This is a genomic window from Pseudoalteromonas sp. CNAT2-18.1, from assembly GCF_022347865.1.
Taxonomy (GTDB): Bacteria; Pseudomonadota; Gammaproteobacteria; order Enterobacterales; family Alteromonadaceae; genus Pseudoalteromonas; species Pseudoalteromonas ruthenica.
Window position 1 is genome coordinate 323,962 of sequence record NZ_JAKRFR010000003.1, and the last position, 19,729, is coordinate 343,690.

14 protein-coding genes are annotated in these 19,729 nt (G+C 48.1%); 5 read left to right on the top strand and 9 right to left on the bottom strand.

Annotation, left to right across the window (positions count from 1 at the left end; translation table 11 throughout):
• Positions 1 to 111: 111 nt before the first annotated feature.
• A complete protein-coding gene (locus tag MHM94_RS08335; protein WP_022944248.1) occupies positions 112 to 2,253 on the top strand; it encodes a S8 family peptidase in 2,142 nt (713 codons plus the stop codon).
• A gap of 62 nt (positions 2,254 to 2,315) precedes the next feature.
• Here MHM94_RS08335 and MHM94_RS08340 read toward each other — a convergent pair whose 3' ends face one another.
• From MHM94_RS08340 to prlC, 5 genes are all read right to left on the bottom strand, one after another.
• Complete coding sequence (locus MHM94_RS08340; RefSeq protein ID WP_022944249.1) at positions 2,316 to 2,789, bottom strand: peroxiredoxin; 474 nt, start codon at positions 2,787 to 2,789, stop codon at positions 2,316 to 2,318.
• 25 nt (positions 2,790 to 2,814) lie between these two features.
• Entirely contained in the window at positions 2,815 to 4,758 is a 1,944-nt protein-coding gene (locus MHM94_RS08345) for a methyl-accepting chemotaxis protein (RefSeq protein ID WP_235419298.1), read from the bottom strand.
• A gap of 101 nt (positions 4,759 to 4,859) precedes the next feature.
• Entirely contained in the window at positions 4,860 to 5,618 is a 759-nt protein-coding gene (locus MHM94_RS08350; RefSeq protein ID WP_130148631.1) for a class I SAM-dependent methyltransferase, read from the bottom strand.
• A 72-nt stretch (positions 5,619 to 5,690) separates the two neighbouring features.
• Complete coding sequence (locus MHM94_RS08355; RefSeq protein ID WP_045979654.1) at positions 5,691 to 6,737, bottom strand: response regulator; 1,047 nt, start codon at positions 6,735 to 6,737, stop codon at positions 5,691 to 5,693.
• A gap of 127 nt (positions 6,738 to 6,864) precedes the next feature.
• Positions 6,865 to 8,904: an oligopeptidase A gene (gene prlC, locus MHM94_RS08360; RefSeq protein ID WP_235419297.1), complete on the bottom strand. Its 2,040-nt coding sequence runs from the start codon at positions 8,902 to 8,904 to the stop codon at positions 6,865 to 6,867.
• A gap of 138 nt (positions 8,905 to 9,042) precedes the next feature.
• On the opposite strand from prlC, the gene gorA reads away from it, so the two are divergent.
• The 3 genes from gorA (at position 9,043) to MHM94_RS08375 (ending at position 12,150) form a co-directional block, all read left to right on the top strand.
• Positions 9,043 to 10,401: a glutathione-disulfide reductase gene (gene gorA / locus MHM94_RS08365; RefSeq protein WP_022944254.1), complete on the top strand. Its 1,359-nt coding sequence runs from the start codon at positions 9,043 to 9,045 to the stop codon at positions 10,399 to 10,401.
• 254 nt (positions 10,402 to 10,655) lie between these two features.
• Positions 10,656 to 11,093, top strand: a complete 438-nt coding sequence (locus MHM94_RS08370) for a thioesterase family protein (protein WP_022944255.1) — start codon at positions 10,656 to 10,658, stop codon at positions 11,091 to 11,093.
• A gap of 4 nt (positions 11,094 to 11,097) precedes the next feature.
• The gene (locus MHM94_RS08375) at positions 11,098 to 12,150 is read left to right on the top strand and encodes an aldo/keto reductase (protein WP_045979671.1); all 1,053 of its coding nucleotides are present in this window, start codon (positions 11,098 to 11,100) and stop codon (positions 12,148 to 12,150) included.
• 22 nt (positions 12,151 to 12,172) lie between these two features.
• Here MHM94_RS08375 and MHM94_RS18510 read toward each other — a convergent pair whose 3' ends face one another.
• Complete coding sequence (locus MHM94_RS18510) at positions 12,173 to 15,262, bottom strand: ATP-binding protein (RefSeq protein WP_235419296.1); 3,090 nt, start codon at positions 15,260 to 15,262, stop codon at positions 12,173 to 12,175.
• 184 nt (positions 15,263 to 15,446) lie between these two features.
• Between MHM94_RS18510 and MHM94_RS08385 the strand changes: the two genes are divergently transcribed.
• Positions 15,447 to 16,349 carry an ABC transporter substrate-binding protein gene (locus MHM94_RS08385; RefSeq protein WP_239348337.1) on the top strand — a complete coding sequence of 301 codons (903 nt, stop codon included), beginning with the start codon at positions 15,447 to 15,449 and terminating at the stop codon, positions 16,347 to 16,349.
• Here MHM94_RS08385 and MHM94_RS08390 read toward each other — a convergent pair.
• From MHM94_RS08390 to MHM94_RS08400, 3 genes are read right to left on the bottom strand one after another with little or no spacing between them, the layout of a single operon-like run.
• Positions 16,306 to 16,923 carry a LysE family translocator gene (locus MHM94_RS08390; RefSeq protein WP_235419294.1) on the bottom strand — a complete coding sequence of 206 codons (618 nt, stop codon included), beginning with the start codon at positions 16,921 to 16,923 and terminating at the stop codon, positions 16,306 to 16,308. The genes MHM94_RS08385 and MHM94_RS08390 overlap by 44 nt on opposite strands.
• Before the next feature lie 2 nt (positions 16,924 to 16,925).
• Positions 16,926 to 19,064 (bottom strand): exonuclease domain-containing protein, encoded by a 2,139-nt coding sequence (locus MHM94_RS08395; RefSeq protein ID WP_235419293.1) that lies wholly within the window; start codon positions 19,062 to 19,064, stop codon positions 16,926 to 16,928.
• Positions 19,065 to 19,110: 46 nt separating this feature from the next.
• Entirely contained in the window at positions 19,111 to 19,716 is a 606-nt protein-coding gene (locus tag MHM94_RS08400) for a fumarylacetoacetate hydrolase family protein (RefSeq protein WP_235419292.1), read from the bottom strand.
• Positions 19,717 to 19,729 lie beyond the last annotated feature (13 nt).

A 19,729-nucleotide genomic window follows, 5' to 3' on the forward strand; every position in this document is an offset into this window, starting at 1 on the left:
TTGTACCAGTTTTATTTCAAAATATTATTTTAACAATGTTCACAGTATCTTTACGATTGTTCCCTCATTTGATCCAGATCAAATGTAAAAATTCAACAAAAGGGATACCTTATGACAACCACAAAAACCCCTCGCTCATTGAGCGTCAAGAAAACCGTTTTAGCCTTGGCAATTCCAATGGCGCTAAGCACCACTTCAGCCTTAGCAAATGATCTTCAAGAAGTTTCTGTACCAGCCCAAGCAACCATGGCGCAAACACAAGCCAAACTGCAAGGCCAATCGTCCCTAGGTACTCAATTCATCATAAAATACAAAAATGTACCTGAATTCGGTGTTAACAGCCCTGCTACAGCGGCAAATGCCAATCTTCGTGCGCAAAAGTTTGTAAACAACTTTAAGAATAAAGGCCTAGCTCGCGCTCAATACGTGCGTGAAATGGCCATGCAAGACCACCACGTTATTCGTACAGACAAAAAGTTAAGCGCCCAAGAAGCTCAGCAGTTTATGCAAAGCATGGCGTCGAGCGGTGAAATCGAATACATTGAAATTGACCAAATGCTACAACCATTTGCTACGCCGAGCGATCCGCGCTACAGCGATCAGTGGCATTACTTCGAGCAAACAGCTGGCATTAACTTGCCTAGTGCATGGGATAGCGCAACAGGCGCGGGTGTCACTGTAGCCGTGCTTGATACTGGTTATCGTCCACATGCCGATTTAGCTGCTAACCTTCTTGCTGGTTATGACATGATCTCCGATACCTTTGTTGCTAACGATGGCGGCGGTCGTGACAATGATGCACGCGATCCAGGTGATGCAATCACCGCAAACGAATGTGGCTACACTCATGGCGCGCAAGGTTCTAGTTGGCACGGTACACACGTGGCAGGAACGGTTGCAGCCGTTGCCAATAATGGTGAAGGTGTGACGGGTGTTGCTTATGACGCCAACATTGTTCCGGTTCGTGTTCTTGGTAAATGTGGTGGTTTAACGTCTGATATTGCTGATGCAATCGTATGGGCGTCTGGTGGCAGTGTATCGGGTGTGCCTGCAAACGCGAACCCCGCTGATGTTATCAACATGAGCTTAGGTGGTTCAGGCTCTTGTAGCTCAACTACGCAAAATGCGATTAACCAAGCACGCGCTAACGGCACAGCCATTGTAGTGGCAGCTGGTAACGATAACGACAACTCTGCCAACTACAACCCAGGTAACTGTAACGGCGTTATCAACGTCGCTGCGGTAGGTCGTGACGGTGGTCGTGCATACTATTCAAACTACGGCAGCAACATCGATGTTGCAGCCCCTGGTGGTGCACAAAGCTTTGCAAACGACCCTGAAGGGATTCTTTCAACCCTAAACAGCGGTTCAACTTCACCGGGTAGCGACAACTACGCCTACTCTCAAGGTACTTCAATGGCTGCGCCGCATGTTGCCGGTGTTGCTGCCTTGATCAAAGAAGCAAAACCTGCTGCTACGCCAGATGAAATTGAAAATATTCTTAAAGCAACCACCAAGTCTTTTGGTGCAACGTGTAATAACTGCGGTACAGGTATCATCGATGCAGCAGCAGCGGTTGCCGAAGCTGGTGGCACCACGACACCACCACCAAGTGGCAATAATGAGCTTACTCCTGGCCAAGCAGAAACAGGCCTAAGTGGTGCGCAAGGTTCTGAAACCACCTTCACAATGACCGTTCCTTCAGGTGCGTCGAACGTGACCTTCACCACCAGCGGTGGTAGCGGTGACCTAGACATGTATGTAAAAGCAGGTAGCGCCCCAACAACTTCAAGCTATGACTGTCGTCCATACGAAAGTGGTAACAACGAAGTATGTAGCATTGATAACCCGGCAGCAGGCACTTACTACGTGATGCTACGTGGTTATAGCAGCTACAACAATGCCAGCCTACTAGGTGAGCTAACTACCTCAGGTGGCAGCACTGGCGAAGGTGGCGGCGGCAGCGTTACAGACATCTCTGCAAGCTCTGGCCAATGGAAACATTACACCCTAGAAGTACCTGCAGGTATGAGCACACTAGACATTGATATGTCGGGTGGCACAGGTGACGGTGACCTTTTCGTGCGCTTTGGCTCACAACCAACAAGCAGCAGCTACGATTGCCGTCCTTATAAATCAGGAAACAATGAAAGCTGTAGTTTCAGCAACCCACAAGCAGGTACTTGGCACATTAGCATTAATGCGTACCAGACCTTCTCTGGAGTTACGCTAAACGCACAGTACAACCCGTAAACAACCCTACGAAAACACCAAGGGCCGCAATTGCGGCCCTTTTTTATGCATTCTCGCGTGTTTTACAGATTCGCCAGAACCTGCTCTGCACTTGAAACGCCAAATTGCTTGTCTTGCTCAACAAATAACTGCGTCACGACCCCATCATCAACCACCATGGCATAACGTTTCGAGCGTATGCCACCAAAACCAGCGGTGTCTTTGTCCAAGCCAATGGCTTTGGTAAAACTGGCATCACCATCAGCTAGCATGGTGATCCCCTGCGCACCTTGGTGCTCACCCCAAGCTTTCATGACAAAGGCATCATTCACCGATAAACAGATGATGCTGTCTACACCTTTGCTGCTAAACTGCGCTTGATGAGCAATAAAGCCAGGAAGGTGCTTAGCCGAGCAGGTAGGGGTAAACGCGCCTGGCAGAGCAAATAGTACAACCTTTTTGCCAGCAAAAAGCTGCTCTGTGCTGGGGTGGGTCATTCCTTGCTCATCAAGGAGGGAAAAAGTGGCAGAAGGGAGCGCTTGGCCTTGGGCTATCATTATTTATTTCCTCTTTTAAACGGGGTTAAACCGATTGATTATCAAGCCCTAGGCTAGCACGAATACTTTGCATTTGTTGCTGCAGGCTCAGGTGAATATCTTTAACCCGGGTATCCGATGCGCTAATTTGCGTTTGCATATCTTGCATGGAGCGCTCGAATTCAATCAGCATATCACGCTGGCGATGCGCATAGTCGGTTGCTTGTGCCGCCACTTGGTTAGCATGCTCTGCGCTTTGAGAGATATCTTCGGCGTTACGCTTAAGCTCTTCGGCGTTGTCTGTTTGTGCTTGCGCTTGCGTTGCCAACTCGCCAATGTGTTGTGACACGCGCTGCGAATTAGCACTTAAACTATTGAGTTGGGCGTGAATATCGCCCAAAGAAGCTTGTGTTTGCTGCGCCAGTTTACGCACCTCATCGGCCACGACAGCAAACCCTCGGCCATGTTCACCAGCACGAGCCGACTCGATAGCAGCATTAAGCGCTAGCAAATTGGTTTGCTCGGCAATGGTATTGATCACATCCAACACCTTGGAGACATCCTCAACACCAGCGAGTAACTGATTAAGACTTTGCATGCCTTGCTCAATACGTTGCTCGGTGGTCGACGAAGCCGCTAACATAGCATCGGCGAACCCTAAGCTTTGCGCCATGGTGGTCAGCGTATGCTGGGCGTTATCAGCCACTTGGCTATTCACCTCATTGACATCATCGCCAATACGTTGCACTTCACCGAGTAAGGTTTGACTGTGCGACGCATGTGCTGAGGTTTGCTCAGCACCACTGCGAATATGCTGCAGGTTATCGCTCATGTCACTCATAAACTCATTGATCACGCGCAGCATCTCTTGGCGCTCACGCACTTCATTGCGTTGGCGCTCTATAAGCTGGTTAAAGTAATCCGCAATTTCGCCTACTTCCGTTTCGCTATTTTTGCTTACTATGGGGTTAAGTTCGTTGCTTTCTATGAGTGTGGCGAAGCCGTCTCGCAATTGGCGCAGTGGGTTCAGCACTTGCGAGCGCTGCAACCAATATACCGCTGCAGCCAAAATAAATAACAAACCAATGGCAATGCCAAATACCACTAAAAGGCGTTGCTTGAGAACATTCTGAGCCGCGCGCAGCTGCTGTTCAGCATCAATAACCACATCAACGACACTGCTTACTTCTGTACGCAGTTGCATTATGCCCTGCTGGTGAATTTGGCCTTGTTCAATGGTACTTTGCAAATCGCGCGGATAACGTTTTGGCCAGCTGCGGATCTCCGCTTTGATATCGCCGGCGAGGTCTTCAGGCTCAGCACCAAAAAACAACTCGTCTTCATCTACCTCACTCATCACCCCGAGGTTTTCGGTATTTTCAATCTCTGCCGCTAAAGCATTCAACTGCTTTACCGCTTGTTCAACCGCTACCTGCTTGTCGGCGCTATAACCTTGGTACAACGCTTGAGTTGCGAGACTTAAATCAAGGACGCCTTGGTAATAATCTCCCGCCAACTCAATGTACCTTGAGGCACTGCCGCGCTTATCTTGCGGTGCTTGTTGGGCATAATTAATTAACGAGGTTGCCGAGCCCGCCATTTGCCGAAGTGCGTTATCTAATAACGCGGTTTCATTTCCAGAGAGCTTACCCAGAGCGCGATAATCGCCGTCAATGCCACCGAGCAGTACTTGCAAACGGGTATTGAGCTGGCGCTGCAATTGCGCCGACAACGAGGGCAAGTATTGATTTTGAATAGTTTCGATACGCTGTTTGGCGTCTACCAGATTTTGCGCATCTCCAGTACTTAAGTAGTCTTCGATGTCACCCGATAAGCCGATGATAATGTCATTTTTAAGAGCGCCATAGTGGGTGTTTTGTTGCTCCAAAGAGACTAAGGTTTTAGATGCCCACCACAGTACAGCAACAAGCACCAAACTGGCTGTTGAGAGCAACAGTGCTACCAAACGAGTAAAAGTAGAAACACGCATAAAAAACCCCACCAATGCAAGTGGGGATAGCGTATTACTTATTTATGACAGTTGTATTAAAAAACACATATAGGAGATATTGAAGGCGCCACCGACTTGGTTTATTTCATGGCCGCATTCACATAAACATCAAAGCGGTTTTTCTTGGTTTTTATTTGTGTGCTAGGCGTTTTACCTTCTAAAAACGGGGCGTAGTCAGGGCGCTTTACCACAACCCGTTTTGTCGCTAATGAAAGAGCCGGTGCTAATAACGCATCCGCGTCTTGATCATCCCCCACTAAGGTTTGAAATACGCGCATCTCCTTTTTTACCAAAGCCGACTTTTCTCGGTGCGGGAACATAGGATCAAGGTACACGACATCAACAGGCTGCTCACTACTGACAATGGGTAATAACTGCTGCGACGCGCCATGCTCTAAGCGCATACGCTCACGCATCCAAGGGCCAATTTCGCTATCCATGTAAGCCCGCTCTAGACCATCGGCAAGTAATGCAGCAACCACAGGGTGGCGTTCAAATAGAGTCACTGTGCATCCAAGCGATGCCAGCACAAAAGCGTCTCTTCCTAGCCCTGCGGTGGCATCAAGAACATGGGGAATTGCGCCTTTGTTTAGCCCCACTGCTTTGGCAATCGCTTGGCCTTTGCCGCCACCGAATTTACGACGGTGCGCAGCGCCGCCGCTGACGAAATCAACACGAATAGGCGCGAGTTTTGGCTCATCCCGTTTCACCAAAGATAAGCCGTGTTCATCGTACTGAAGATAAAAAGTGTCGTTGTCGTTATACTCTGCTAGTTGAAAACGTGTTGCTAGGGTATCAACATAGCCTTGTGCCTGCGGAATTCGGCAATAGATTTGCACAGCTCGCTCCAAGAAATCACCAAGGCGTCCATAATAACAAAAGTTCGTTATTCGCAGGGACTAAATTCCCGCCTAAAACAGCTCAACATCCGTTTGACTGCTGCACTGTTGTTCTGAAGGGGGTTGGGCGAACTGCTCAATATAATGAATTAGCTCATTGCGAATACTTTGTAACTGCGCGCCTTGAGTGGCAACTAGGCGCAATAACTCTTTTTCACCATGGGCCTCAAGCTTGTTCATTAACTGGCTTTCAAACGCCATAAACGCTTCACCAAATAATGCTGCGCAGCGCAGTGCTTGGTCACTGTTTTCCATATCCTGTAGCTTCGCGTTCGTGGCCTCTAATAAGTGTGGGAATAAATCTTTATAGCGCCCATACAACGCACTGTCATCAATGGGCATATTTTTTATTAATAATGACACTTTGGGGTAATTGATAATGGTGTTGTCGTCAAAATCAACGAAGCGCTCGCCGTGGCGCTGTTGCAACAGTAGCTCCTGCTCTAGCGGACACTCTGCGCCATGGTTAGCAAAGAACTGATGCTCATCCTCGTGCCAAAACGCCACCACGACGTCGAGCCGCATTGGTTCAAAAAACGCCAAAAAGTTGCGCGATAAGCTCGCTAAGTCATGAGTAGCAAACGACTGACTGACAAAGCGCATAACACGTCCCATATCTCCCGAGTCGGTCATGGCCATCTCAGCGGTACTTTGGGCGCGATTTACCTCGTGCTCTAACTCCTTAGAGCGCTGTTTGTATTGGTACAAGACATCAATACGCGCTGCCAGCTCGTCACTGGCAAAAGGTTTAATGATGTAGTCATCAGCACCGGCATTATAACCGCGAATACGTTCTTCTAAATCTGCACGACCGGATAAAAATAGTATGGGAATGCCTTGCGTAAGCTCATTATTTTTAAGTTCTTTACATACCGCATAACCATCCATTTTGGGCATTTCAACATCAAGCAAAATGATATCAGGCTGGTGCTTTTGCGCTTGACGTATGCCTTGTTCGCCGTTTTTTGCGTGGATCACCTGAGCAACCCCAGATAACGCTTCTTCCACTAGATGGTGAATCACTTTGTCATCGTCGATGGTCAGCACTATTTTCGCCATTGGCCACTCGCATACTTAGAAAAGTTACTATTAGCATAGTATGAGTGACTGATTTTGCGAGAGAAAGTGAGAGTTTTATAGGGGAGGAAAAGCAAACAGCGCCCGCAGGCGCTGTCAGTTGTATGGCTTAAGCCGCAATGCCACTGTGCCTAAGCAATGCGTCAACGGTTGGCGCACGACCACGAAAACGCTCAAATAGCACCGCTGGCTCTTCAGAGCCGCCTTTTTCCAAGATATTGGTTAAAAAAGCACGACCGGTATCGCTATTAAAAATGCCCTCTTCTTCAAATTTAGAAAAGGCATCGGCCGAGAGCACTTCTGCCCACTTATAAGAATAATAACCCGCGCTGTAACCGCCGGCAAAAATATGCGCAAAACCATGCTGGAAGCGATTGAAACTCGGCGGCTGAATAACTGCCACCTGCTGGCGCACCTTATCGAGTATGATTTGAATTTCACTGCCCGCAGTGGGGTTGTAATCGGCGTGAATATGAAAATCAAATAACGAAAACTCGAGCTGGCGAACCATCTGCATAGCGGATTGGTAGTTCTTTGCCGCGAGCAGTTTTGATAGCAGCTCTTGCGGTAAGGGCTCGCCACTTTCATAGTGGCCAGAGATAAAGGCAAGTGCCTCTTTCTCATAGCACCAGTTTTCTAAGAACTGGCTTGGTAATTCCACCGCATCCCAAGCCACGCCGTTTATACCAGCAACGGCAGCGGCATCCACTTGAGTCAACATATGGTGCAGACCATGGCCAAATTCATGGAACAAGGTGACCACTTCATCATGGGTAAACAGTGCCGGCTTATCCCCTATTGGGCGGTTAAAGTTACACACTAAATAGGCGACTGGGGTTTGCAATTGCCCACCTAAGCGTACTTTTCGGCCCATGCAGTCGTCCATCCAAGCACCACCGCGCTTGTGCTCACGGGCATACAAATCAAGGTAAAAACGCCCGCGCAGCGTGTTATTACCATCATAAATGGCGAAGAAACGCACATCGTCATGATATGTATCGATATCTTGCTGCTCTTCAACACGCACACCAAACAGTTGCTCAACTGTTTTAAATAGACCACTGAGGACTTTATCTTCAGGGAAGTACGGGCGTAATTGTTCGTCGCTGATGGCGTACTTTTCTTGCTTTAGCTTTTCACTGTAGTAGGCATAGTCCCACGCTTCGAGCTGATCAATATCGTGTTTTTCTTTGGCATAGGCACACAGCTCCTCTAGCTCTTTTTGCGCTTGTGGTCTCGACTTTTCCGCCAAGTCATTTAAGAAGCCAAACACTTGCTCAGTGGAGTCTGCCATTTTAGTGGCTAACGACATTTGCGCATAGTTTTCAAAACCCAATAACTGCGCCAATTCATGACGCAGTGCCAATTCCTCATCCATTATAGCGCTGTTGTCGTATTCACCGGCATTGGGGCCCTGATCGGACGCACGAGTAACGAACGCGGTGTAGGCCTCTTCGCGAAGTTCACGGTTATCGGCATGGGTCATAATCGGCAGGTAAGAAGGAATATCCAGTGTAAACAACCACCCTTCTAACTCTTTGCTCTGCGCTGTTTGCGCCGCCAAAGCCTTTGCTGATTCAGGTAAGCCAGCGAGTTGCTGCTCATCGGTAATATGCTTTTGCCATGCCAGTGTCGCATCCATCACATTATTACCAAACTTAGCGGCAAGCTCACTTAAGCGACTGGATATTTCGCCATAGCGTTTTTTATCACTGGCATTCAACGCGATGCCAGAGAGCTTAAAGTCTCGTAAGGCATTATCAATAACTTTTTGTTGTGCCCTTGACAGCTGCGCGTATTCATCGCTTTGCGCTAAAGCAGTGTAAGCATCAAACAACCCTTGGTGCTGACCCACATAGGTGCTGTATTCACTTAATTTAGGTAATACTTGGTCATACACCTCACGCAGAGCTTGAGAGTTTACCACCGAGTGCATATGCGACACGGGCGAAAACAGTCGGCTTAGCTTGTCGTCCGCTTCCTCCAGCGGCATCACTAACCCTTGCCAAGTAAAGTCTTTGCCAGCAAGCACTTGTTCAATGGTTTTCTTGCACTGCTCAATACCGTGTTCCACGGCTGGCACCACATGCTCGGGTTTGATCTTTGAAAATGGCGGTAAGCCCTCAAGGCCAATCAACGGGTTGGTCATAGTAATCTCTCATTATTCGTTTAATACCTACATTCTTGGGGCGATGATGGAAAATGCAAGTGCAGATCCACCGCCTTATTTCTGCTAAGGTATGGCAATATAGTGATGACAACATCAGTTCATAGGAATAAAAAAATTATGGCTCAACATTTTGATTATATTTGTATTGGCGGTGGTAGTGGCGGCATTGGCTCGGCAAATAGAGCGGCCATGCGTGGTGCTAACGTCGCATTAATTGAAGCAACTCACTTAGGTGGCACTTGTGTGAATGTAGGATGCGTGCCTAAAAAAGCGATGTGGCATGGTGCCCAAGTTGCAGAAGCAATTAAGCTATACGCCCCAGATTATGGTTTTGATGTTGAACTAAAGAGTTTCAGTTGGAGTAAGCTGGTAGAAAGCCGTGAGGCCTATATTGGCCGTATTCACCAAGGCTACAACAAGTACTTAGCCAGCAACGGTGTAACCGTGATTAATGGTTTCGCTAAGTTTGTTGATAGCAATACCGTAGAGGTGAATGGCGAGCACTACAGTGCCGATCATATCCTTATTGCCGTGGGCGGACGCCCTATTATTCCAAATATTCCTGGTGCTGAGTATGGCATTGATTCGAACGGCTTCTTTGAACTCACCGAGCAACCTAAACGCGTTGCGGTTGTGGGTGCTGGCTACATTGCCGTAGAAATTGCCGGTGTGCTTCACGCCCTAGGCACAGAAACGCACCTATTTGTGCGCCGTCATGCACCACTGCGCAATTTCGATAACATGCTGGTAGAGACGTTAGTGGAGGTCATGAAAAAAGAAGGGCCGACCCTACATACCGAATGCTCGCCTAAAGAGGTGGTGAAAGAAAGTGATGGCAGCCTCACCATTCACTTTGAAAATGGCCACAGCCAAAATGTCGATGAAGTAATTTGGGCCATTGGCCGCACGCCTACCACCGATGCTATTAACGTTGCTGCTGCGGGTGTAGAGGTGAACGAAAGTGGTTATGTGAAGGTCGATGAGTACCAAAATACCACCGCCAAAAACGTTTATGCCGTTGGCGACATTATCGAAAATGGCATTGAACTCACACCGGTTGCAGTTAAAGCGGGCCGCTTACTCTCTGAGCGCCTTTTCAACCCAGAAATGCCTAATGCGAAAATGGATTATGACCTAGTTCCGACCGTGGTATTTAGCCACCCACCTATCGGCACTATTGGTCTCACCGAGCAAGAGGCCATCAACCAATATGGCGAAGAAAATATCAAAGTGTACAGCTCTACGTTTGCAGCAATGTATACCGCCGTCACCCAACACCGCCAACCATGCGCAATGAAATTAGTATGCGCTGGCAGTGACGAAAAAGTGGTCGGCTTACATGGTATTGGCTTCACCGTTGATGAGATGATCCAAGGTTTTGCGGTAGCAATGAAAATGGGCGCGACCAAAGCCGACTTTGATGCCGTGGTTGCCATTCACCCCACCGGCTCAGAAGAGTTTGTTACTATGCGCTAACACGCTGAGTTATTGATAACCTCTGGCAGGCTGCTCAAAGTAGCCTGCTGCCTTGTTTATTACCCTTAACTAAATTCAATCGCTCCTGCAATATACATCGACCAACCTCTCACCCTTGAGTAGCAAAAGTACTTATTAAGCTTATCAAACTACTCAAATCTCTGTTCTATTACTACGAGTAAAACACTTGTCGCTTGTTGTTTGTTTGCACAAGCTGTCGTGCTAGTCTGAGTAAAAACTCTAAGGATTTACTCATGCCAGATAAACAACAGTTTTTAGAACGCTTTCCGCACGCCTGTGAAATTAAAGTGGCTTGGGGTGATATGGATGCGCTACAACACGTCAATAACAGTATGTATTTTAAGTACTTTGAGATAGCGCGTATTGATTTCTTTGCGCAAGCGGGGCTGTTTGATCGCCTCGAGGCAGAGAAGATAGGCCCCGTACTGGCTGACAACTATTGTAAATACAAGCGCCCGGTTACCTTCCCCGACACCTTACTCATTGGAGTCAGCGTTAGCGAGATTGCCGAAGCAGGTTTTATGACTCACTACACGGTATTTTCTTGTGCCCAGCAAGCCATTGTTACCGAGGGTCAAGCTCGAGTGGTGATGTTCGATTTCAAGACATCGCAAAAAGCACCATTGAGTGATACCTTACGTACATTCCTGCATGCGAATGAAAAAGGATAACTCAATGCACTATACAAAACTTGGTCACAGTGGTTTAAACGTATCGCGGGTGTGTCTAGGGAGTATGACGTGGGGTAGGCAAAACACTCAGCAAGATGCCGATGAGCAACTCAACTACGCACTGGCTCAAGGCGTTAACTTTATTGATACTGCAGAGATGTATGCAGTTCCCCCGACGCCGGAAACCTATGGTAAAACCGAAGCCATTATTGGTGATTGGCTAAGCCGCCATAGCGACAAACGTAAGGATGTGGTTATTGCCACCAAAGTGGCAGGGAATGGCCTAGCTTGGGTCCGTGACGGCGGTGACATCACCAAAGAGTCAGTCATCAGTGCCGTTGATGGCTCGTTGCAACGTTTACAGAGCGACCATATCGATCTTTATCAAATTCATTGGCCTAACCGCACCTCGCCACATTTTGGTAAACAGTGGCCAGGTATGGTGGATTTGCAGCAAATAGATAAAAGCGCGCAGCGGGCGCAAATGCACGCTATTTTAGAGGGCTTAGATGCGTGTGTTCGTGCCGGTAAGATTCGCCACTGCGGGCTTTCAAATGAAACGCCTTGGGGCTTAAATCAGTACCTTGATCTAGCGAAGCAGTATTCGCTACCGGCCATGGTATCGATGCAAAATGAGTTCAGTCTAGTGCATGCCAAAGATTGGCCTTATCTGCTTGAGCAGTGTCACCATGAGGACATCGCTTATTTGCCTTGGTCTCCTTTAGCGGGCGGCATGCTCAGTGGTAAGTACTTAGGAGGGGCTCGGCCACAAGGCTCACGTTGGACCATTGCCCAGCGTAACGGCTTGTTCCGCGATACTCACCTTGCGCAAGAAGCCGTTGCTAAATATCAGGCTATCGCGAAAGAGCACAACATGACGGCGGCACAATTGGCCCTGGCGTGGTGTAACCAAGTGCAAGGGGTTACCTCCACAATCATTGGTGCAACCACTGTGGCACAACTTGAGGAAAACATTGCTGCATTTGATATCCAGCTTGAGGACGAAGCACTGGCGCAAATCGACTCAGTGTTAAAAGCCTATCCCGCTCCCTTTTAATGTGGAAGTAGCCTGTAACGGGCTACTTTTCTGATTTTACATCTATTTGCGTGCGCTTTTTCACATTGGCTACGCTGAGCCAGTAATACACTTTCTCTAACAGCTGATCAGCATCAACAGGTTTGGTGATGTAATCACTCATACCTGCTTGCAAGCAGCGTTCGCGATCCCCTGCCATGGCGTTGGCGGTCATCGCGATAATCGCAATGCCGGTGTAATGCTCACCCGCATCCCCTCGGCGAATCGCTAAACTGGCGCTGTAGCCATCCATCACCGGCATTTGGCAATCCATTAAAATGACGTCAAAGTGCGGATCAGCATTGAGAATATCTAACGCTTGTTTGCCATCCCCACAACTGACTAGGGTAATGGGTAAATCTTTAAAGACACCGGTCACAACCACTTGGTTAATAGCGTTATCGTCTACCACTAGCACTTTTGCACCTGAAACCGAATGAAAGTCGAGTGCGGTGACCGGTGGGCTATCACACAGTGGCTGCTCCGCCCCTTCGGCTGAAAACAAAATATGGGCCAACACCACAGCAGAAATAGGTGGTAAGAGGCATTCAACATTGTCATATTGCTCAGCAAATGCCGTATTCATTTGATACTGACTACAATTGACGATGACTTTAAGTTTTTCACTGTGCTGGGCATGTAATAAAGTATGTAAATGCGCTTGCACCTCTCGGCCTTGTTTCGTAGCGTCGACAAACAATAACAACTGATGGAAATCACCAGAAGCTGCGAGTTCGTCAACATCATGCCAGTCGGCGTCGATTACTTCTGCGCCCCACTGACGCAAATGATTAGTGATCACCTGTTTACGTATGGCCACTTCATCGATGATAACTGCGCGAGACCCAGCCAAAGGCTCAGCCATTACCGCACGGTTTTCAGCACTGCTTAACATGATATGGCCGATAAAGCGCGACCCTTTGCCAAGCTCACTCTCAACACGGATCTCGCCCCCCATCAGCTGCACAAGTTGTTTAGTGATAGCTAACCCTAGTCCGGTGCCGCCATACTTGCGGGTAATGCTGTTATCCGCCTGCGTAAACGAGTTAAAGAGATCTTTTAGCTTGCTTGGCTCAATACCCACACCTGAATCTTCTACAACAAAATCAATACGGTACTGACCTTCTTGTAGCCGACTTTGCACCTTGATTAACACATGACCATTGTCGGTAAATTTAATGGCGTTACCAAGCAGGTTGGTAAAAATTTGTCGAATACGGGTGACGTCTCCCAAAAACGTAGGTTGAGTCAAGCCACTGCTATCTAATAACAGCAACAGCCCCTTCTCTTTTGGGCGAATGGAATTGGATTGCAGTAACTCACTGAGCACCACTTCTAAATTGACACTTTGTACTTCAAGCTCCATCTTTCCTGCTTCGATTTTAGAGATATCAAGCACACTGTTGATCAGCCCAGTTAGATTCGTAGCACTGGCCTGTGCTAATTGCAGATAATGGTTTTGTTGCTCGCTTAACGGCTCTTTTTTGATCAGGTTGAGCATGCCAAATACGCCATTCATGGGGGTGCGCAGCTCGTGGCTCATATTGGCTACAAATAGACTTTTGGCTTCGTTGGCTTGCTCCGCTTCCTTGCGCGTCGCTTCAAGTTGCTCTGTGCGTTCGGCTACCTTAGTCTCGAGAGAGGCATTCATACTCTGCAATTGTCGGCGTAAATTAAACTCAGTAGTATGATCATAAAGCAGCAATGCAGCCACCGCAGAAGAGGTTGGCTGCTTCTGCTCGTACACAGGTAGCACGCTAACATTGACTTGTCGTTCTTCACCATCAGCCTTACTGATACCCAATTCCATATCAAGGTGTTCACGCTTATCGATAGCGGCTTGAATTTGCTTGCATTGCCGCTCTTCGAAGCCCAACAATGTGGCAAAGTGCTGATTTTCCGAACCATTTACAGAATTAAATAACTGCTCAGCCGCCGGATTAGCACTGCACACAGCCCCTTTGCTATTTAACAGCAGCACAGGCATTGCGGTGCGTTGAAAAATGGTGTGGTACTCACGAATCGTGCGCGACAAGGTCAGCTGACGAATAACAAAATGGTGATACGTTAGGGCACTGAGTAGCAAAATAACATAGAGAATGATGAGGACCCCCAGCCACACCTGCCAACGCCTATCTATCGCCATGGCGAGACTTTCCTTACTGAGATAAAGTGCAAGGCTTAGGGCGATAGGTGTTTGTGGACTGCCAACGGTTATCGACTGCTGTTGCGCATAAACGTGTTGAGCAGAAAGCTTATCTAAGTACACCGGCATTCCCAACTCTTGTTTATTGGTGCGAACAAATTGCTGCTGCGCGGGCACGAAGGTAGCATTGAATTCATTGGCAAATAGCCAGCGTGTATCAGGATGAGCAAAAAACTGCTGTTGAGCGCCGATACCAATTAACTCTAAGCCTTGAGCAAGCCCCTGTGCTATCGAATTAATCAATACATTAGCGTCATAGTTGACGACTAATATGGCCCGGGGTTGGCCCTGCTCATCATGAATCAGTTGCGTGATGCGATAAGTCGGCTGGTAAGGCTCTTGCACGCGTCCAAACTCGTGATTCAGGTTAATATCAGAGACATAGGTTTGCTGGCTTTGCAGCTGCATACTATGGGATATATAGTCTCTGCCCCCTTTAGCTTGTAGTTGGGACTGTGGTGTACGTACTATTTCGTCGTCGACGAGCTCCACCCTAACCAATTCGGAATAATTTTTATCAGCCAAAATATAGCGAATTTGCAGCACATCTCCGTGCTCTTGAATGTAGGAGCGAAATATAGTCGCGAGGCGGTCACGCCATTGACTTAGCGATGTTTTATCTTGTTCATCAAAGCCTTGGTTATCAAGGGCGCGGATAATGCCACGATTAGGAGGAGTATTAGCAAGAAATCGAACTTGGCTGCGCCCGTATTCGAAATGCTGCTGTACGTCGTCAACTCGCATCGCTAGCTGGCTATTGATTGTTTGTTTGGCGTTACTTGCTTCGCTGCTTTGGACCAACACGTATGCGTAATAACCGACCCCCGCAAACAGGGTAGTGAGAACGGCCAGCATGACTATTAACCCGTAGCGCTCAAACCATGTCACTGTCATCGTCCCTTTAGTGATTATGCCTCATGGACACCCGTCTTTTTAGTCTAGATGAGTTCCCGCACTTCACAACATGGATCTCGCGCTTTGTCTTCCCCTTAGAGAAACTGGCGAGACTCATGTGAATTTCTATACTCACCTAGAGCACACTGTAAATACCATTACCGCACAGGGAGAGACTATGCTTAAGCCACGACAACTACTTGTTGCCACTTTGGTTTTATGTACAGCTTGGAGTACCAAGGCACAAACGGTAGAGAAAATCATTTGGCTACAAAGCAAGACTCCGCCTTTCCATTTACCTCGTACTACAGAGTATCCCTTTGCAGGGCTATGTGATGAGTTGCTAAACCAGCTCATCACCAATATGCCAAATATTGAACATGAAAAGCTACTATTGCCGCAAAAGCGTATTCACCGCTATATGAATGAAGGCGAAAAGGTGTGCTTCCCGTGTATGATCCACCGAAATAAAGATACACATACTGCAAGGCTCAGTATCCCCACAGCGGTGTATCCTCCCTTTACACTTATCACTACGGTAGACAAGCGCGATAAACTCACACAAGTCCATGGCAAGCCTATTAATTTGGCGAGTTTGTTTGCCGATGACTCTTTTACTTATGGCCAAGTGGCTGCGCGACGTTTTAGTGGCGAGCTGCAAACGTTGCTACAACAAACGGCTCACTCCCGCCCTGCGGTATTGAGTTATCGCGCCGATGGCGAAAGCGGTGCAATTGCCGAAATGCTACAACATGACATCATCGACTACACCCTTGATTACCCGTATATGGCTCGCTATTTTGCTAAGAAATACGGCAATATCCGCGCCTTAGAAACCAACCTCACACAAGACTTAGTCAGAGGCGCAGTAGGCTGCTCCGCGAGCGCTGCAGACGGCTTCGCTGAGCAAGCTATTTCGGCCATCAACAAAGCGCTCAACCAAGACGTGTTGGAAAATACCAATTACGTGCTGTCACAGCGTTTTTGGTTAGCCCCCTATTTCACTGACTTTGATGCGGTTTATAAAACTCACGTGCTCAAAGCCACTGACGAGCAACCACCATCAACGCAAGACCCATAAAGGCAACACTGAGTAAGCGATTGATCAACACTTGATTGCGCTCCAATACAGGTAAAAATCGACCATGGCTACACAATAGTGCCACTATCACATACCAACTCGCATCAATGAGGGTAGGCGTTGCCACCATAACAGCGCCTTGCACGGTACTGACTTGCTCTGCGGGGATGAATTGAGAAAATAACGCGATAAAGAAAATGGCTAATTTAGGATTCAAAAAAGCGATAGCAAAGCCATCTGTGGCGGCTTTTTTATAGCTCCCTCGGGTTGTCTCAATGGTCAGCTTTCCTGCGCTACTACGCCAACTGTTAATAGCGAGGTATACGAGATAAGCCGCCCCCCCATAAATGAGCGCGGTGTACAACATCGGCCACTGATGAATAAGTGCGCCCAACCCTAACACCGCTATGAAGGCATACACACCCACACCAAAACCATGGCTCAATGCGGTGATAATACCCGCCGTACGGCCACTGGCTAGACAATGCTTCAGCACCACAGCCAAACTAGGCCCGGGAGACATCGCCCCCATTAAGCATATTCCTACCAGCGCTAACCACATTGATAATTCCATTGTTATTCTTGCCTTTGTTGTTGTATTAAATTAAAAATTGCCACCGTTGCTTCTGCGTCACTCATGGCGCGGTGATGCCGCGACAATGCAATATCCAAATCGGCACTTAAACGTGCTAAAGAGTATGATGCATGTCCGGGCAAGTAACTGCGACCCAAGCGCACTGTACATAGTTTCGCCATACTTAAGTGGCGCTCGGTACGAGCGAATTCTGCTTTTAAAAAGCCATAATCAAAGTTAACGTTATGGGCGACAAAAATACAGCCTTGCATAAATTGCCACAGCGATTCTGCCAACTCTGCGAATACAGGGGCATCGGCCACCATCACATTATCTATGCCGGTAAGCTCGGTAATTGCTCGCGGTATGTGACGCTGTGGGTTAACTAACGAATGCCAACGTGCGACTTCCTTACCAGCCACCACCTTGATAGCGGCGACTTCGGTGATCCGATGGCTTTGATGGCGCCCACCGGTGGTTTCTATATCAACAATCACATAAGGCTGTTCACTGTTCACCTGCCAGCATACGGCTTGCACGCTGACATCAAACCCGGCACGCTGCAATTGCTTTAACGCCACCAGCTGGTTACGGCGCAAGCTATCACCCGGCGCTTTTATTTCTTCAAAACGTACTTTGCCAGATGTGATCACCATCAAATCTGGATAACCGTCCTTGGCGCTGCGGAAGTCTTTCGCCATGGTTTCCAGCTGTGTATAAACCGCACTTAGGGGGGCATGGTTGATGAGTGCGACCAATGGCGCTAATACTTCTTCATGCCAACGAATAAATGCGTTAGGCTGATGGTAGTAGCGACTGGCCGCCGCGCTGATGTGAGTGATTAACGCCCCTTTACTGCTATGCTCTGCGAACAGTTCGCGTATTTGCTGCTGATAATATTGGTAAAACTGGCCGTCACGTAAGCTTGCAGGAAAAACATCAAACTCACTCCCCCTGCCAGCCTGTTCGCCATCAAACAATAAGTGCCAAAAACAGAGCGCAAATAAGTGTTGCCACAGCTGATTTTCGCTATGTAGCGCTTGTTCGCCGCGTTGGGTATATAAATCTATCACCCCCTGCTCGACTTGATGGCGATACGCCTCATCTATAGCCAACGGTTCTTTCTCAGCCAGCAGTTCGCTCAGTACGCTGGTGCGTTTGCCTTGATATTTTAAAGCGTAAAAATCCTCGGCAAATACAAATACCTCATCGCTAGGCGGATCGTCAATCAGTGCGCATAAACGCTGCTCAACCCATTGCCTGTGCCCTTTTTTAAAGCGCTGACGCAGCAGCAACTCAATGGCGCGGTTATCCTCACTGTGTGCTAGCACTGATAATGCTAAATCTTGATGCGGCGCTTCCGCGAGTAAGGCTTTACCTAAACGATAGAGATACTCATGCGAGTAGCGCTCTGCCAGCGCACCTATAGCGCTTGGTAGCTGCGTTACTTGCTCGCCATGCTGCATCAGCTGCTGCTCGCTCAACTCGCTAACCTGGGCCCGTAATTGCGCATAAGTGAACGCACTTTTAGCCTCCTCTAAGGTGTCAAAGCGCGGGATGACCTTGCCTTGTTGGGTGCGCATGATCCCTAAATCACGTAACGAAAAATGACCCAGTCCAGCTTGTAGGCGACCAAAAAAGATAAAACATAAATAAGCTAAAACCGGGTTATAGGCATGGACTACATAACTGAGGAATACATGACTGTGGCAAGCTTTGGCAAAGCTCACGTGGGTTTGGCAATAGCCCAACCATTGCTCTTTACGCTTAGACAACGCCACCCCGGGTAGTCCCAGTTCACGACAAAGTGCGACTAGCTCAGCTTTGGTTAATGCCACCAACCATTGTTCAAACTCCCCCTCGTGTACATGACGCAACCAACCTCGACGCTTGAGTAAGGCGAGCGCCAGTGGCGCTTGCTCTATCTCGTCATAATGCAAGCTGCTTTGTTCAAGAAAATCAGACTTGCGATTAAAGCCACGCACCAACACACACTGGGCATTTTTTGGTAAGGCTAAAAAGTTATCAATAAAGCGCTGTTCATGGGCACCGCATAAATGCCAGCCTTGGTGCTGGAAAAAATGCAGCAACTCCAAGAAGTGATCATGATAATAGGTTGGGGGTAAAGACTTGTTGTACATAAACTCGGTAATTCCGACTTGGTGGCACAAGCCTAATACTGTTTATTTATACAGTCAAGTTATCTCTTGCGCGCCACCTCTGGCTCACTATCACCTCTTGGGAGAGCAGCAGCTGCGCCGTAAACTCAGCCCCTGCGTGCACTTCCCCAACGCCTTTAGGGGTGCCAGTCATCAGCCAATCGCCCGGCTGCAAAGCCATAAATGTGGCCAGCTCTTGCACCGCCATAAGAGGCGGATACATCATATGCTTTACTTCACCGTGTTGTACTTGCTTGCCATTAATCAGTAAACGCACACCCAATTGCGAAATCTGTGCTTCGCTAATATCAATAAAGTCGCTCATCACCACGGCACCGTCAAAGGCTTTAGCACGCTCCCAAGGCAGTCCTGCTTGCTTGAGCTGGCTTTGCAGCATGCGCTTAGTTAAATCAAGGCCCACCGCTGCTTGAGTGAGACCTTGCTCGGTCATACGCAAGCAGATCTCAGCTTCGTAATGTAACCTATCGCCTTGATGCTGAGCATAAAGATGCTGGCTAAGACTACTGCTAGGCTTGTTAAATACCACCATCTGCTCTGGAATAGCATTGCCCAACTCGTGAATATGCTCAACATAATTACGGCCAATACATACAATTTTTCCCGGTAAGCTCATGGGCGTTATCTCT

What these genes read in the sequence shown, in the direction of transcription:
- MHM94_RS08335 (WP_022944248.1), top strand. Translation starts at nt 112, where the DNA reads ATGACAACCACAAAAACCCCTCGCTCATTGAGCGTCAAGAAAACCGTT.
- MHM94_RS08340 (WP_022944249.1), bottom strand. Translation starts at nt 2,789, where the DNA reads ATGATAGCCCAAGGCCAAGCGCTCCCTTCTGCCACTTTTTCCCTCCTT.
- MHM94_RS08345 (WP_235419298.1), bottom strand. Translation starts at nt 4,758, where the DNA reads ATGCGTGTTTCTACTTTTACTCGTTTGGTAGCACTGTTGCTCTCAACA.
- MHM94_RS08355 (WP_045979654.1), bottom strand. Translation starts at nt 6,737, where the DNA reads ATGGCGAAAATAGTGCTGACCATCGACGATGACAAAGTGATTCACCAT.
- prlC (WP_235419297.1), bottom strand. Translation starts at nt 8,904, where the DNA reads ATGACCAACCCGTTGATTGGCCTTGAGGGCTTACCGCCATTTTCAAAG.
- gorA (WP_022944254.1), top strand. Translation starts at nt 9,043, where the DNA reads ATGGCTCAACATTTTGATTATATTTGTATTGGCGGTGGTAGTGGCGGC.
- MHM94_RS08370 (WP_022944255.1), top strand. Translation starts at nt 10,656, where the DNA reads ATGCCAGATAAACAACAGTTTTTAGAACGCTTTCCGCACGCCTGTGAA.
- MHM94_RS08375 (WP_045979671.1), top strand. Translation starts at nt 11,098, where the DNA reads ATGCACTATACAAAACTTGGTCACAGTGGTTTAAACGTATCGCGGGTG.
- MHM94_RS08385 (WP_239348337.1), top strand. Translation starts at nt 15,447, where the DNA reads ATGCTTAAGCCACGACAACTACTTGTTGCCACTTTGGTTTTATGTACA.
- MHM94_RS08390 (WP_235419294.1), bottom strand. Translation starts at nt 16,923, where the DNA reads ATGGAATTATCAATGTGGTTAGCGCTGGTAGGAATATGCTTAATGGGG.
- MHM94_RS08395 (WP_235419293.1), bottom strand. Translation starts at nt 19,064, where the DNA reads ATGTACAACAAGTCTTTACCCCCAACCTATTATCATGATCACTTCTTG.
- MHM94_RS08400 (WP_235419292.1), bottom strand. Translation starts at nt 19,716, where the DNA reads ATGAGCTTACCGGGAAAAATTGTATGTATTGGCCGTAATTATGTTGAG.